The organism is Hominimerdicola intestinalis (genome assembly GCF_054655215.1).
On record NZ_BAAHNZ010000005.1, the window covers coordinates 89369 to 103678 of the forward strand.

At 40.7% G+C, this 14310-nt stretch carries 13 protein-coding genes; 5 read left to right on the forward strand and 8 right to left on the reverse strand.

Annotation, left to right across the window (positions count from 1 at the left end):
• Nucleotides 1-72: 72 nt before the first annotated feature.
• Nucleotides 73-987: a translation elongation factor Ts gene (gene tsf / locus ACYQ0H_RS06585; RefSeq protein ID WP_459812044.1), complete on the forward strand. Its 915-nt coding sequence runs from the start codon at nt 73-75 to the stop codon at nt 985-987.
• 116 nt (nt 988-1103) lie between these two features.
• Here tsf and sigE read toward each other — a convergent pair whose 3' ends face one another.
• From sigE to ACYQ0H_RS06625, 8 genes are all read right to left on the reverse strand, one after another.
• Nucleotides 1104-1823 (reverse strand): RNA polymerase sporulation sigma factor SigE, encoded by a 720-nt coding sequence (gene sigE / locus ACYQ0H_RS06590; protein ID WP_459812045.1) that lies wholly within the window; start codon nt 1821-1823, stop codon nt 1104-1106.
• Between the two features lie 25 nt (nt 1824-1848).
• Nucleotides 1849-2679 carry a sigma-E processing peptidase SpoIIGA gene (locus ACYQ0H_RS06595; RefSeq protein WP_459812046.1) on the reverse strand — a complete coding sequence of 277 codons (831 nt, stop codon included), beginning with the start codon at nt 2677-2679 and terminating at the stop codon, nt 1849-1851.
• 134 nt (nt 2680-2813) lie between these two features.
• Complete coding sequence (locus tag ACYQ0H_RS06600; RefSeq protein WP_459812047.1) at nt 2814-4223, reverse strand: aminopeptidase; 1410 nt, start codon at nt 4221-4223, stop codon at nt 2814-2816.
• Nucleotides 4216-4851: a lytic transglycosylase domain-containing protein gene (locus tag ACYQ0H_RS06605; RefSeq protein ID WP_459812048.1), complete on the reverse strand. Its 636-nt coding sequence runs from the start codon at nt 4849-4851 to the stop codon at nt 4216-4218. Before ACYQ0H_RS06605 ends, ACYQ0H_RS06600 begins: the two co-directional genes overlap by 8 nt.
• Nucleotides 4844-5458 carry a dephospho-CoA kinase gene (gene coaE / locus ACYQ0H_RS06610; RefSeq protein ID WP_459812049.1) on the reverse strand — a complete coding sequence of 205 codons (615 nt, stop codon included), beginning with the start codon at nt 5456-5458 and terminating at the stop codon, nt 4844-4846. Before coaE ends, ACYQ0H_RS06605 begins: the two co-directional genes overlap by 8 nt.
• Nucleotides 5455-6474 (reverse strand): L-threonylcarbamoyladenylate synthase, encoded by a 1020-nt coding sequence (locus tag ACYQ0H_RS06615; RefSeq protein ID WP_459812050.1) that lies wholly within the window; start codon nt 6472-6474, stop codon nt 5455-5457. Before ACYQ0H_RS06615 ends, coaE begins: the two co-directional genes overlap by 4 nt.
• A 3-nt stretch (nt 6475-6477) precedes the next feature.
• On the reverse strand, nt 6478-7554 hold the full coding sequence (prfA, locus tag ACYQ0H_RS06620) for a peptide chain release factor 1 (protein ID WP_459812051.1): 1077 nt from the start codon (nt 7552-7554) through the stop codon (nt 6478-6480).
• A 55-nt stretch (nt 7555-7609) separates the two neighbouring features.
• Nucleotides 7610-7798: a DUF951 domain-containing protein gene (locus tag ACYQ0H_RS06625; protein ID WP_459812052.1), complete on the reverse strand. Its 189-nt coding sequence runs from the start codon at nt 7796-7798 to the stop codon at nt 7610-7612.
• 231 nt (nt 7799-8029) lie between these two features.
• Between ACYQ0H_RS06625 and ACYQ0H_RS06630 the strand changes: the two genes are divergently transcribed.
• The 4 genes from ACYQ0H_RS06630 to gatB all read left to right on the forward strand — a co-directional run bounded on the left by ACYQ0H_RS06630 (nt 8030) and on the right by gatB (nt 14304).
• A complete protein-coding gene (locus tag ACYQ0H_RS06630) occupies nt 8030-9295 on the forward strand; it encodes a diaminopimelate decarboxylase (RefSeq protein ID WP_459812053.1) in 1266 nt (421 codons plus the stop codon).
• Nucleotides 9296-9666: 371 nt separating this feature from the next.
• Nucleotides 9667-9945, forward strand: a complete 279-nt coding sequence (gatC, locus tag ACYQ0H_RS06635; RefSeq protein ID WP_459812054.1) for an Asp-tRNA(Asn)/Glu-tRNA(Gln) amidotransferase subunit GatC — start codon at nt 9667-9669, stop codon at nt 9943-9945.
• Between the two features lie 27 nt (nt 9946-9972).
• On the forward strand, nt 9973-11421 hold the full coding sequence (gatA, locus tag ACYQ0H_RS06640; RefSeq protein WP_459812055.1) for an Asp-tRNA(Asn)/Glu-tRNA(Gln) amidotransferase subunit GatA: 1449 nt from the start codon (nt 9973-9975) through the stop codon (nt 11419-11421).
• A gap of 15 nt (nt 11422-11436) precedes the next feature.
• Nucleotides 11437-14304 (forward strand): Asp-tRNA(Asn)/Glu-tRNA(Gln) amidotransferase subunit GatB, encoded by a 2868-nt coding sequence (gene gatB / locus ACYQ0H_RS06645; RefSeq protein WP_459812056.1) that lies wholly within the window; start codon nt 11437-11439, stop codon nt 14302-14304.
• The last annotated feature ends 6 nt before the right edge of the window (nt 14305-14310 follow it).

Genomic DNA, 14310 nt, shown 5'->3' on the forward strand with positions numbered 1-14310 from the left:
AATACGGGCAGGCAAGTCAAATGTCTGCCCTGATTTGGATAAAAGCTAAAATACTTTTAGGAGGAAACTAATATGGCAAATGTAACCGTTAAGGATATTAAAGAGCTTATGACACTTACAGGCGTTGGAATGATGGACTGCAAAAAAGCACTTGTAGAGGCTGACGGCGATACGGATAAGGCTGTTCTTATTCTTCGTGAAAAGGGACTTGCCACTCAGGCAAAGAAAAGCGGAAGAGTTGCAGCTGAAGGTATCGTTGCTTCAGTTGTAGAGGGAAATGCCGGCGCCGTTGTCGAGGTCAATATTGAAACTGACTTTGCTGCAAATAATGAAGAATTTAAGTCGTTTGTTGCCGCGGTAGCTAAAACAGTTATCGAGAAGGATCCTGCCGATGTTGAAGCTCTTAAGGCCTGCGTTATCAGCGGAGGAGATAAAACTGTTGAGGAAACGCTTCAGGATCTTTTCATTAAGATCAGAGAAAATATGGTTATCCGCCGTTTCAAGAGATTTGAAGGCGTTCTTGTTCCTTATGTTCACGGGGGCGGAAGCATAGGAGTAATGGTTAAGCTTGATACAGATCTTCCGGCTGATAAGGTTTATGAGGTTGGAAAGGACTGCGCGCTTCAGGTTGCGGCAATGAATCCTTCATATCTTAATAAGGAAGCTGTTCCTGCCTCTGCTCTTGAAGAGGAAAAGAAGATCATGCTTGCTCAGATGTCAGAAGATCCAAAAATGGCAAATAAGCCGGAGCAGGTTAAGGTTAAGATAGTAGAGGGCAAAATCGGCAAATATTATTCTGAAAACTGTCTGCTTGAACAGGCATTTGTTAAAGATGATAAGGTTTCTGTCGGTAAGCACGTCGAAGCTGCTGCAAAAGAGCTTGGCGGTTCAATCAAGGTAGTTGATTATGTTCGTTTCGAGCGCGGCGAAGGTGTTGAAAAGAAGGAAGACAATTTTGCTGATGAAGTTGCTTCCATGATCAAGTAACTTGTTTTATAATTAAATATAAAGCTGACCCCTGCAAAGACTGGCTCAAAGCTTTTGCAGGGGTCTTTGTAATTTTGATTTGAACTTGCAATTCAGGCTGCTGAACGCTTTTGCTGTCAGCAGATCTTTTCAAGGTTCTTTCTGATAGATTTTATTATACGTTTTTCAAGACGCGAAATATATGACTGAGAGATGCCTACTACATCAGCTACCTGTTTCTGCGTCATTTCTCTGCCGTTTATCAGACCGAATCTCATCTGCATTATCTGCTTTTCACGGGAATTAAGTTTGTCTATTTCTTCAAGCAGCAGCTGCTTTTCTACTTCGCTTTCTATCCCTTTATTGACTGTATCGTCTTCCGTTCCGAGAATATCGGAAAGCAAAAGCTCATTACCGTCCCAGTCGATATTAAGCGGTTCATCTATCGATATTTCGTTTCTGTGCTGAGTTGATTTTCTCAGGAACATCAGTATTTCATTTTCTATACAGCGTGAGGCGTAAGTTGCAAGCTTAATATTTTTGTCCGGACAGAAAGTTTTTACCGCCTTTATAAGACCGATAGAACCTATTGAAATTAGATCCTCTATCCCTACCCCTGTCGATTCAAATTTTTTTGCTATATAAACTACAAGTCTTAAATTGTGAACTATAAGAAGTTCTCGGGCCTTTTTCTCATCTGTTTCAAGCAGCTTAAACGCTTTTTGCTCGTCGTCCTTTGAAAGCGGAGGCGGGAGAGAATCAGCGCCGTTTATGTAATCTACAGTTTTCTGCTCTGAGCATAGAAGCCTGATTATTACAGCGTTTATATTTCTGTAAAGATCTTTCAGTTTATTCATAGCTATTCTCCTTAAAAGTAATATTTTATACAAGCAGACTCGGATTAAAAATCGCCCTTGATCTGTTATTATCTGATTTAACAATACCCACATAGCATTTAACTTCCTTGGTAAAATTGTTTCCTGAAATTATTTCAACTTTTCCTTTTGATGTAACAGGCATTAAGCTTCTGCCGTTTACGGTCGAGTATGGAATAAGCCTGAAGCCGTTGACAGTAAAATAATTGTCATAATCAAGATTGAAGTGTTCATACAGTTCATCGCAGTAAAATACAATAACTGGGATACCCGTAAATGAATCGCATAGGATATTTCCGCTGTCAGAAACAGCCGGAATCACAACCTCGTAATCTCCTACCGAATACTTTGCCTTATACATAATATTCTTTCTGAAGCTGCGGGTGGTAATAAGGTCATATACCGATATAATTATATAGGCAGCTATAGTAGATACGGCTATACTTATTAAGGATATATCAAAATATACGGTATAGTTTTTTATGTAAATTATTCTGCTGCCTGTAATTTCCCACAGCATAAAGCAGCAGCCTGCGAATACAAGATTCATTGCGAGGTACAGCAGAAAAAACTTTATAAGATGTAAAAACCCATTCCATTTAAAAGCGATCGCGATCGTTATAAAAACACTTAATATTTTAACTGCGGTTATGATAAACGACTGAAGAAAGTTTTCGGGTTCGGCAATAACGAGTAAAGATGAAATCCCGCTGAAAATACATGAAGCTGCGGCTCTGAGACGTTTAAGCGGAGAATGAGTTATTTTGCTGAGTCCGAGCAAAAACATCAGAGTTACGGCAGCATTTGTAATAAAAAGAACATCTATATATATTTTCACGCTGTCACCTCCGAAGCTGTCCTGATATTATTATAACTCCCTCAAAGACAAGTATTTGTCGATTTGAAAAGGCACATAAAAAACTCCTGCACAAAAATAGTACAGGAGTTTTCTCAATAACACCGGTTATTTAATTAATCCTCAAAAAATACCGAGAAAGCTTTAAATGCCATATAAATATCGATCTTCGACGTAACCTCAAACGGTGCATGCATTGAAAGCACGGGAACGCCCACGTCAATTACGTTTATATTAAGATTGGCTATATACTGAGCAACAGTTCCGCCGCCGCCCATATCAACCTTTCCAAGTTCTCCGGTTTGCCATATTACGTCGTTTTCATCAAATAACCTGCGGACACGTCCTACAAATTCAGCAGAAGCGTCAGAAGTTCCGGACTTTCCGCGCGAGCCTGTAAACTTTGTAGCAACGACGCCGTAATTTATTTTTGAAGCATTTCTGATCTCAGTCACGTCCGGGAAAGTCGGATCGACAGCCGCATTTACATCTGCCGACAGACATTCGGAGGCGGACATAACGTTACGTCCTTCAAGTCCGTAAACAGAGGCAAGGTTATCTATGAAATAGGGGAGATAGGAGCTGTTAAGTCCTGTATTTCCGTCGCTGCCTGTTTCCTCTTTATCCGTTAGAACAGTCATGCAGGTGTGTTTAGGATTTTTGCATTTCAAAATAGCTTCAAGGGCGGTGTAGGCGCATACTCTGTCGTCCTGACCGTAGCTGCCGACCATACTTTTATCGAATCCGACGTCGGAGGCCTTAAACTGAGGAACAGCTTCAAGTTCGGCAGATATAAAATCATCTTCAACTATACCGTATTTTTCGTTCAATACAGACATTATATTCAGCTTTACCTTATTTGATACCTTATCGTCCTTGAAAGGCAGTGAACCGACAAGAATATTAAGCTCTTCCCCCTTTATAACTTCTCCGGGAGTTCTCTTCATCTGTGCACCTGCAAGATGAGGAAGAAGATCGGTGACACAGAAAACAGGATCATTCTTATCCTCTCCGATATTAACAGTTATCTTTTCTCCGTCGGATTTTATAATTACTCCATGCAGGGAAAGGGGAATAGCGGTCCACTGATATTTCTTTATTCCTCCGTAATAATGAGTTTTGAATAACGCAATTTCCTGATCCTCATATAAGGGGTTCTGTTTAAGATCGAGTCTCGGAGAATCTATATGAGCAGCTGCGATCCGTATTCCGTCAGATAAAGGCTTCTTTCCCATTACGGTAAGAATTACAGCCTTATCCCTATTTACAAAGTAGAATTTTTCTCCGGCTTCATATTTCTTACCTGGCTCAAATTCCGAAAAGCCGCAGTCTTTTGCTTTTTTTACAGTCTGGATTACAGCTTCGCGTTCTGTTTTTGCCTTATTAAGAAAGTCCTTATAATCCTCGGAAAAAGAAAGCGCTTTTTTTAGCTTGCTGTCACTGAGAATAAGTCCTCCGTTCTTATGATTTGAAAGCAGTTTTTCCGCCAGCTTTTCACCCTCGGTTTTTTCAATATTTTTATCCATTTTCAAAGTCCTCCTCCAGTTTTTCCTTGTACTTATTATACGCATTCATTACCTTATATATGTAGTTTGCGGTAACATCAGACGGAATATCCTCAAGCCTGAAATTTTCAGGGTCAACTGTTCCGTCAGATATCCATCCGTCTACTGCATTCATCCCCCCGTGATAAGCAGCAGCGGCAAGCTCATAGGAGCAGTCAAACTTATCATAAAGATATTTCAGCATATATGTACCGTACTGAATATTAAGCTCAGGATCATACATATCTTCGTATGTGTGTTCTCTGTTATCGTCAAGTCTGAACTTTATCCAGTCGTATGCGTCCTCCATGATCTGCATTAGTCCTCTTGCTCCCACATCTGAGGTAGCCTTCGGATCAAAATGACTTTCGGTATTTATCACCGCAAAGATATATCTTGGATCTATATCGTACTCCTTTGAATATTTAACTACATATTCCTCATATTCGGTAGGATATGTAAAAGCATTCGGACTCAGCTTCTTTGCTTTCTCTGTAATCGCATCTCTGTATATGTAAACCAATCCGCCGACTATGAGAAGAACAATAAATATAATAAATAATATAAGCGGAGCACGAACTTTTTTCTTTTTTCTTCGCTTTTTAGCCATTGTATTTTTCCTTTATCTGCTTTATAATGTTTTCAGTTTGAGAAACCGCTTCTGAAAGTGAACCGTTATTTTTTATAATATAATCAGAATGATATATGTAAAATTCATCTGATCTTTGTGCTTTGATCCTGCTTCTGGCAAGTTCCTCCGAGATACTGTCTCGCTTTATGATCCTTTCAAGACGTATCTGTTCATCTGCAATACAGCTTACTATAATATCGCAGTGCTTGTCAGCACCGGCTTCAAAAAGAGTAGGAGCATCCAGAAGAATATATTTTATACCTGCGGCGGTAAGCTGATTTATTTTCTGCGATATTTTTTGATTTATGTACGGAAAAATTGTTTTGTTAAGAAGAAGCAGTTTAGATGGGTCATTAAAAACTATACCAGCCAGCTTTTTTCGGTTGAGCGACAAATCGTTGTTAAAGCATTCAGGAAAAATTAAGCTGAGCTGCTCGTTGCATTTGCTTCCGTCAACAGTAACCGTTCTTGCAATTATGTCACAATTTATAATTTCAAAATTGTTTGCGGCAAAAATATCGCTTACCGTTGTTTTTCCCGCTCCGGTCTGACCTGTAAGACCTATTGTAATACTTGTCTTTTTCATAGCTTGATCACCTTAAATCCGGCAGCTCTCAGCAAACGGTTATAGACTGCAAGGTCAACGCCTCTTTTTTCGGGACATCTGGCGTAAACCTTCTCTGCGCCAGCCTTGTCGAGTTCTCTCAGAACGTCAAACAGCATTTTTGCCCTGGCTTTATCATCTGAACCGTAAACAAGAGCGTGACAATTTATCCCCTGAATATCTTCTTCGCTGAAAGTCATGCACCAGGTTTTTTCGTCATTATGTTCAGAAATAAACTTTCTGAATTTCCCGAGTGTTCCGTCAATTATTGTAACGTCTGCCTTAGGTGAATAATGCTTGTATTTCATTCCGGGCGATGCAACGGCAGTTCCATCGGCAACTGTATTCAAAACGCCATTGTCAACGATTATATTTTCTGTAATTTCTGCAAGATCCGATACTGAAATAAATCCAGGCCTCAGCAGTCTTATGGAATCCTCCTCAAAAGCAATGACCGTAGATTCAACGCCTACAGCACAGCGTCCGTCGTCGAGAATACAGGGGATTCTTCCGTTCATATCGTCGTATACATGACAGGCGGAAGTAGGCGAAGGACTTCCTGAAAGATTAGCTGACGGAGCGGCAAGAGGAAGTCCGCACACTTCTATCAATTTTCTCGCCGTATCGTTTGACGGCATTCTTATTCCCACAGTATTCAGTCCTCCGCTTGTGACCATGGGTATTTTATCTGTTTTAGGCAATATCATAGTAAGAGGACCGGGCCAGAATTTTTCAGCGCATTTTACTGCAAGCTTAGGTATATTATCTGCAAGTCCGTCCAGCATATCAAAGTTTGATATATGAACGATAAGCGGATTGTCCTGCGGTCTGCCCTTTGCAATGAAAATTTTAGATACAGCTGACGGGTCAAGAGCGTTTGCGGCAAGACCGTACACGGTTTCCGTCGGCATTCCGACTATTTCGCCTTGTTTTATAAGCTCTGCCGCTTTGGCTATTGAAATTTTGTCAGCGTGTAATATTTCTGTATTATAAACCATAGCTTACGCTTCTTCCTGCTGCGAAAGCTTCGCTGCCTGATCCGCCGTAGCCAGTGCGTCAATTACTTCGTCCAGATTTCCGTTGAGGATATTTTCAAGCCTGTATATTGTAAGTCCTATCCTGTGATCTGAAATTCTTCCCTCGGGGTAATTATATGTTCTTATTCTCTCGGAGCGGTCACCGGTTCCTACCTGAGAACGTCTTTCGGACGCTATTTCATTGTCATGAGCGGCCTGTTTCTGTTCTAGCAGACGGGAACGCAGGACCTTCATAGCTTTGTCTTTGTTTTTATACTGCGAACGTTCGTCCTGACATTCGACTACCATTCCGGTAGGCAAGTGAGTGATTCTGATCGCCGATGAGGTTTTATTGATATGCTGTCCTCCTGCTCCCGAGGAACGGAATACGTCAATTTTAAGATCCTTATCATTGATCTCAAGCTCAACGTCCTCAGCCTCAGGCAGAACTGCAACAGTAACAGTGGAGGTATGAACACGCCCCTGTGATTCGGTTTCAGGAACACGCTGTACTCTGTGTACTCCGCTTTCATACTTGAATCTCGAGTATGCTCCTGCGCCCTCTATCATAAATGAAATTTCCTTGTATCCGCCAAGCTCTGTTTCATTAGCGTTAAGAACCTCGATATTCCAGCCTTTAGAAGCGGCATAGAGAGTATACATTCTGTAAAGCGAATTTGCAAAAAGAGCGGCTTCTTCTCCTCCTGCTCCTCCTCTTATCTCCACTATAACATTTTTCTCATCGTTAGGATCTTTTGGAAGCAGCAGTATTTTAAGCTCTTCGCTCAGGGTTTCCATTTCCTTTTTGGATTCGGTAAGCTGGAGCTGAGCCATTTCCTTGAACTCTTTGTCAAGACCTCCGGATTCCAGCAAATCCTGTGCTTCGTCATATGCTGCTTTAGATTTTTTATATAGTGAGAATTTTTCCGCAATAGGAGAAAGGCTGCTGTATTCCTTCATTAAGGCGGTATACTGCTTATTGTCGTTTACGATCTCAGGCTGCATCAGTCTTTCGTTTACCTCGTTGAATTTATCCTCAATAGCTTTTAACTTATCAAACATATTAATCCTCCTGAATAATCATAGTGCTGTTTATGCTGTAAATTTCAATGCGGCGCTATGACTCAGCGGCTTTTATAATAGATTTAACGTTTTTTTCAGCCTTGCTTCTCGGAACCATAAATTCACGTCCGCATCCGACGCACCTCAATTTAAAATCCATTCCGGATCTCAGAACCAGCATTCTGTTTTCTCCGCAAGGATGATTCTTCTTCATGACCAGAGTATCGCCTTTGGAAATATCCACAACGCTCATCCTTTCATTATTTCATACTTAATTATTATATCACAGTAAAATAAAAAAGGCAACTTTTTTTGATATTTTAATTCGTATAGGTAAAGTATAATAAAAAGTATACAAGCACCGTATAAAAACATATGAAGAAATTAGTTAATTTATAAATTTTTATTTTTGATATTGACGAATGTGAATGAAAATGATATGATATTATATATATTATTAAAAGGATTGAACACAATGAAAACACCATTTATAACTAAGGAACAGGCTGAAAAAATAATATCGGAGTATCCTACGCCTTTTCATATATATGATGAAAAGGGAATAAGAGAGAACGCTAGAAATTTGAATAAAGCGTTCAGCTGGAATAAGGGCTTTAAGGAATACTTTGCTGTAAAGGCAACGCCTAACCCGTTTATACTGAAGATACTAAAAGAAGAGGGCTGCGGAGTTGACTGTTCTTCGCTTACCGAGCTTATGATGAGCGAATGCTGCGGTTTCAGCGGAAGTGAGATCATGTTTTCTTCCAATGTAACACCGGAGGCAGATATGCTAAAAGCAAAGGAGCTTGGAGCATATATAAACCTTGACGATTTTACGCATATTGAATTTCTGGAAAAGCTTTGCGGTCTGCCGGAAACGGTATTTTGCCGTTTTAATCCGGGCGGACATTTTGAGATAGAAACTCAGATCATGGATAACCCGGGTGAGGCAAAATACGGCTTTACAAGAGAACAACTCTTTGAAGGCTTTAAAATTCTTAAAGAAAAGGGAGTTAAGCACTTCGGAATCCATGCATTCCTTGCGTCTAACACCGTATCAAACGCATATTATCCTAAGCTTGCGAGGATACTATTTGAGCTTGCTGTAGAATTAAGAGATAAGACCGGAGCAGATATTAAATTTATCAATCTATCCGGCGGCGTAGGTATCGCATATGAGCCTGACAAGCCTCAGAATGATATTTTCGCGATCGGAGAAGGGGTTCACAAAGCTTTTGATGAGATCCTCGTTCCCGCCGGAATGGGAGAGGTTTCAATTTTTACAGAGCTTGGAAGATTTATGCTTGCTCCGTACGGTCATCTTGTAACAAAATGCGTTCATCACAAACATACCTATAAGGAATATGCTGGAGTCGACGCTTGCGCCTGCAATCTCATGCGTCCCGCTATGTACGGTTCATATCATCATATTACTGTTCTTGGCAAGGAGAATGCTCCATGTGACCACAAGTATGACGTAACAGGCGGACTTTGCGAGAATAACGATAAGTTCGCAATTGACAGAATGCTGCCTGAGATTGATAAGGGAGATATTCTTGTAATTCATGATACAGGTGCACACGGCTTCTCAATGGGTTACAATTATAACGGAAAGCTCCGCTCGGCTGAAGTTCTTCTCAAGGAGGACGGCACGACTCAGCTTATCAGACGTGCGGAAACCCCTGCGGATTATTTCAGTACCTTTGATTTCTGCGGAATAATGGATAAGTATCTGAAGTAATAAGAATATATAAAGACACTTTTTATGTTTAGGCTGGAAGTGTCTTTTTTATTTAATTAACAGAAACTAATTTTTACATAAGTGTATATGCTTTTATGAAAAACGAATGAGTCTAACTTTTCTTTTACGCTATTTACGTCGGAGAAAATATAGAAAGTTAAGAAGACAAACAGGAATGTCGGGAACGTGAATTTTATAATAACAAAATTTACAAAGAAGATATGTTCTTTGCGGATTTCAAGCATGATTTTGAAATTTTATGCTGATTGGTGAAAAAAGGCTTGCAAAACAGGGCAGAATATAGTATAATATTTAATTGGTACAGCAAAAATTCAGTTTTTGCAAAAATACGGAAAGGACAATGAAATAATATGGATCTGGCTATGGTAAAATATCTTGCTGAGCTTGGTAAGCTGGAGTTTTCCGACAGTGAACTGGAAAAGACCGCAGATGAGATGACTGATATTATTGATTTGATGGACACTGTAAAAGAAATCAATATTACTTACGACGCTTTGAAAGACAATCATGACGTATATCTAAACGAACTCCGCCAAGACGTTTCAGCTCCGTCAATGGAAACTAAAAAAGTTCTTCAGAACGCGGTAAACTCAGATAACTGTTTTGTAGTTCCCAAGGTAGTTGAATAATAACTTTAATAAAGGAGTTGTAATAACGTGGACGTATCTGCGATGAAAATACGTGATATGCGTAAAGCATTGGATGAAAGAAAAATATCGGTGCAGGAGCTTGCAAACGAGTATCTTTCAAATATAAAGAAAAATGATAGAAATATCAAAAGCTTTATCACAGTTACAGAAGAGCTTGCTTTAAATCAGGCACAGCAAGCACAGAAAATAATTGACGCAGGCGAGTCAATGCCGCTGACAGGTATTCCTATGGCTGTAAAGGATAATATATGTACCGAAGGTATAAAAACTACCTGCGCTTCTAAAATACTGGAAGACTTTATCCCGCCGTATAATGCTACTGTTATGGAAAAGCTTAACTCTCAGAATATAGTTATGCTGGGAAAGACGTCTATGGACGAGTTTGCTATGGGCGGTTCAACTCAGACCTCTGCATTTGCTAAAACAAAGAACCCTTATAATACAAATTGTGTTCCGGGCGGTTCTTCAGGCGGTTCTGCTGCAGCCGTTGCCGCCGGCTTTGCCGCTGCTTCACTTGGTTCGGATACGGGCGGTTCGATAAGACAGCCTGCTGCATTCTGCGGAGTAACAGGTATCAAGCCAACCTACAGCCGTGTTTCAAGATACGGTCTTATAGCGTTCGCTTCTTCCTTTGACCAGATCGGTCCGATCGCACACGACAGCTATGACTGTGCGCTTATTCTTAATTCAATATGCGGTTTTGACCCGCACGACGGTACAAGTGCAAAGGCTGAGGTTCCTGATTTTACAGCTAAGATCGGTCGTTCTGTAAAGGGTATGAAAATTGCTCTTCCTCAGGAGTTTTTCGCTGATGGAATAAACGAAGAAATCAAGGCTTCCGTTTTAAAGGCAGCTGATGAATATAAGTCCATGGGCGCTGAAATTGTCGAGTGCAAAATGCCTTCACTCAAATATGCCGTTCCTGCATATTATCTGCTTGCCTGTGCTGAGGCCGCGTCTAATCTTTCAAGATATGACGGAATTAAATACGGTCACAGAACCGTTCAGGCTGACAGCTATGAGGAGCTTATCAAGAAATCACGTTCAGAGGGCTTCGGCGACGAGGTCAAGAGAAGAATACTTCTAGGTAATTATGCGCTTTCCAGCGGTTATTACGACGCTTATTACAGAAAAGCACTTGCTCTTCGTCAGCTTATAAGGAATGAGTATTCGTCAATTTTTGAGAAGTGTGATGTGATTCTTACGCCTACAACTCCTACAACTGCATATACTCCTGAAATGACATCTGATCCTGTTCAGATGTATCAGGCGGATATATGTACGGTAACTGTAAATATTGCAGGGCTTCCCGCTGTTTCCACTACCTGCGGATATAATAAGGATGGTATGCCTATCGGTATGTCAGTAATAGGAAAGAAGTTTGACGAGGCAACGGTGCTTCAGGTTTCAGCTGCTTTTGAGCAGAATTTTACGCCTGTTGCTCCAAAGCTTTAAAGGAGGGAAAGACAAATGGAAAAATGGAAAACTGTCATCGGTCTTGAAATCCACGCCGAGCTGCTTACCAAAACTAAAATTTTCTGCGGCTGCTCCGCTGAATTCGGAGGCTCGCAGAATACAAGGTGCTGTCCTGTCTGCACAGGTATGCCTGGAGCTTTGCCGGTAATTAATCAGACGGCGGTTGAATATGCCGTAAAAGCAGGATATGCTCTTAACTGTGAGATAAATAAATTCTCTGTTTTTGATAGAAAAAATTATTTCTATCCTGATCTTCCGAAAGCGTATCAGATCTCTCAGCTTTATTATCCGATAATAGGAGCAGGTAAGGTCCCTATAGAGGTCAACGGCGTTAAAAAGGACGTAAGAATCAACCATATCCACCTTGAAGAGGACGCCGGAAAACTGGTTCATGACGACTTTAACGGAGTTTCTCTGGCGGATTATAACCGTTGCGGTATTCCTCTTATTGAAATAGTTACGGAACCGGATATTTCTTCAGCGGAGGAGGCAATGGCTTTTGTAGAGCAGATATCTCTCCTTTTGCAGTATGCCGGTGTCTGCGACTGTAAAATGGAGCAGGGTTCACTCAGGTGTGATGTTAATATTTCGCTTATGCGCCCTGACGCCAAAGAGTTCGGAACGAGAGCGGAAATAAAGAATATCAACTCTGTCAAGTCTGTAGGACGGGCAATTCAGTATGAAGAGAAACGTCAGGCGCTGCTGCTTGAAGCAGGAAAGAAGGTAGTTCAGGAAACCAGACGTTATAATGCAAACAGAGATAAGACTACTTCAATGCGCAGTAAAGAAAATGCCAATGACTACAGATATTTCCCCGAACCCGATATACTACAGGTCAATCTTACCGACGAACAGCTTTCGGAAATAAAGTCAATGCTGCCGGAAATGCCTTCAGAACGTTATAAAAAATATGTAGAATGGGGAATTTCAGCAGTTGACGCTAATATACTGATTCATTCAAAACCTGTTTCCGATTTCTTTGAGGACGCAGTAAAAATTTATAACAGTCCTAAAAGCATAGCTGTGTTTATTCTCGGAGAATTTATGCGACGTGTAAATCTTGGAGAGATCGACCCTGATAATATAAGCTTTTCACCAGAGGATTTTGCACAGCTGGTTCAGATGGCTGATACCGAAAAAATATCAAAGAGTGACGCGAAGGCTGTTTTCAGAGAAATTGTTGAAAATGGCGGAAAGCCTGAGGATATTGCTAAAGCAAAAGGTTTTATCATAAATGTCGATACTAAAAAGGTCGATTCTGTTATTGAAGAAATTCTCAATAAAAATTCGGCTCAGGTTCAGCAGTATGTGAACGGTGAAACTAAGGTTTTCGGCTTTCTTATGGGTCAATGCACCAAAGCGCTGAAAGGTTCAGCGACGCCAAAGGTTATAAAAGAGGCGTTGGAAGCAAAGTTAAAAACAGCCGCGGCAGGCTCAGCAGAAAAGCTGAATGAACAGGATACTGAAAAGAATGTCGTTGATATATCAAAGCTTTCAAGATATGACAACTGCGGCAAGTATGTTCCCGAAAGCAACGGGAAGCTTCTTATGGTAGGAGCAGATAAGCTAAAGAAGGAATTTTCTCTTGAAGAAGCTAAACGGAATATAGGCGGAGAAATAGAATTTGAAGCTTGTGTTCATAAGATCAGAAAAATGGGAAATATCTCGTTTGTAGTTGTAAGAACTGCATTTAATGTAATTCAGACTGTTTACAGTCCCGACATCTGTAAGGACAGTATCGATGGACTTCGTGAGGGATACTTTGTATGGGTAAAGGGCATTGTAAAGGAAAATGAGAGAGATTTTGCTGGAATAGAGGTAGAGCTTACTGAACTAAAGCTTATTTCAACTTCAGCTGCTGAATATCCGCTGAAAATATCACAGGGCAGGCTCAATTGTTCAATAGAAGTCAACCTTGACAATCGTTCGGTTGCACTGAGAAATCCATACGAAAGAGCGATTTTCAAGCTTCAGGAGGGTATAGTTCACGGAATGCATAAATTTATGCGTGAAAATGACTTTACTGAGATCCATACGCCCAAAATCGTGGCTCAGGGAGCAGAAGGCGGTGCTAATATCTTCCGTCTTGACTACTTCCAGAAATCTGCATTTCTGAATCAGTCTCCGCAGTTTTATAAGCAGGCAGCCGTTGCATTTTTCGACAGGGTATATGAGATAGCACCTGTATACAGAGCAGAAAAACACGCTACTTCACGTCATATAAACGAGTATATCGGACTAGACTTTGAAATGGGATATATCGACAGTATGTATGACATTATGGCTATGGAAACGGCAATGCTTAAATCAATTATGGGATATCTCAAGGAAAATTATCAGAATGAGATAAAAATTCTTGAAGCAGATATTCCGGAAATAAATGAGATCCCGTCTATAAAGTTCTGTGACGCAATTGAATTGCTGAGAGGCGGAGAAGGAAGCGGAAAGAAATTTGATCTCGACCCTGAGGACGAGGTCAGGCTTTGTGAATACGCAAAAGAAAATTATAACAGCGAGTTTATTTTTGTAACGCATTTCCCGTCGTCAAAGCCTCCGTTTTATGCTATGAATTCCAGGGAAGACCCCAGAGAAGCGTATAAGTTTGATTTACTGTTCAGAGGGCTTGAAATAACTTCGGGAGGACAGAGGATCCACGATTACAATGAGCAGGTTGAGAAAATGAAGGCTCAGGGCCTTGATCCCGAGGATTTCAAGAGTTATCTTGAATCGCATAAATACGGTCTGCCTCCTCACGGGGGACTTGGAATCGGTCTTGAAAGACTTCTTATGAAGCTGCTTAAAAAGAATAATATCCGCGAGACTTCAATGTTCCCGAGAGATATTAACAGGCTTATGCCGTAAAATATT

What these genes read in the sequence shown, in the direction of transcription:
- tsf (WP_459812044.1), top strand. Translation starts at nt 73, where the DNA reads ATGGCAAATGTAACCGTTAAGGATATTAAAGAGCTTATGACACTTACA.
- sigE (WP_459812045.1), bottom strand. Translation starts at nt 1,823, where the DNA reads ATGAATAAACTGAAAGATCTTTACAGAAATATAAACGCTGTAATAATC.
- ACYQ0H_RS06600 (WP_459812047.1), bottom strand. Translation starts at nt 4,223, where the DNA reads ATGGATAAAAATATTGAAAAAACCGAGGGTGAAAAGCTGGCGGAAAAA.
- ACYQ0H_RS06605 (WP_459812048.1), bottom strand. Translation starts at nt 4,851, where the DNA reads ATGGCTAAAAAGCGAAGAAAAAAGAAAAAAGTTCGTGCTCCGCTTATA.
- coaE (WP_459812049.1), bottom strand. Translation starts at nt 5,458, where the DNA reads ATGAAAAAGACAAGTATTACAATAGGTCTTACAGGTCAGACCGGAGCG.
- ACYQ0H_RS06615 (WP_459812050.1), bottom strand. Translation starts at nt 6,474, where the DNA reads ATGGTTTATAATACAGAAATATTACACGCTGACAAAATTTCAATAGCC.
- prfA (WP_459812051.1), bottom strand. Translation starts at nt 7,554, where the DNA reads ATGTTTGATAAGTTAAAAGCTATTGAGGATAAATTCAACGAGGTAAAC.
- ACYQ0H_RS06630 (WP_459812053.1), top strand. Translation starts at nt 8,030, where the DNA reads ATGAAAACACCATTTATAACTAAGGAACAGGCTGAAAAAATAATATCG.
- gatC (WP_459812054.1), top strand. Translation starts at nt 9,667, where the DNA reads ATGGATCTGGCTATGGTAAAATATCTTGCTGAGCTTGGTAAGCTGGAG.
- gatB (WP_459812056.1), top strand. Translation starts at nt 11,437, where the DNA reads ATGGAAAAATGGAAAACTGTCATCGGTCTTGAAATCCACGCCGAGCTG.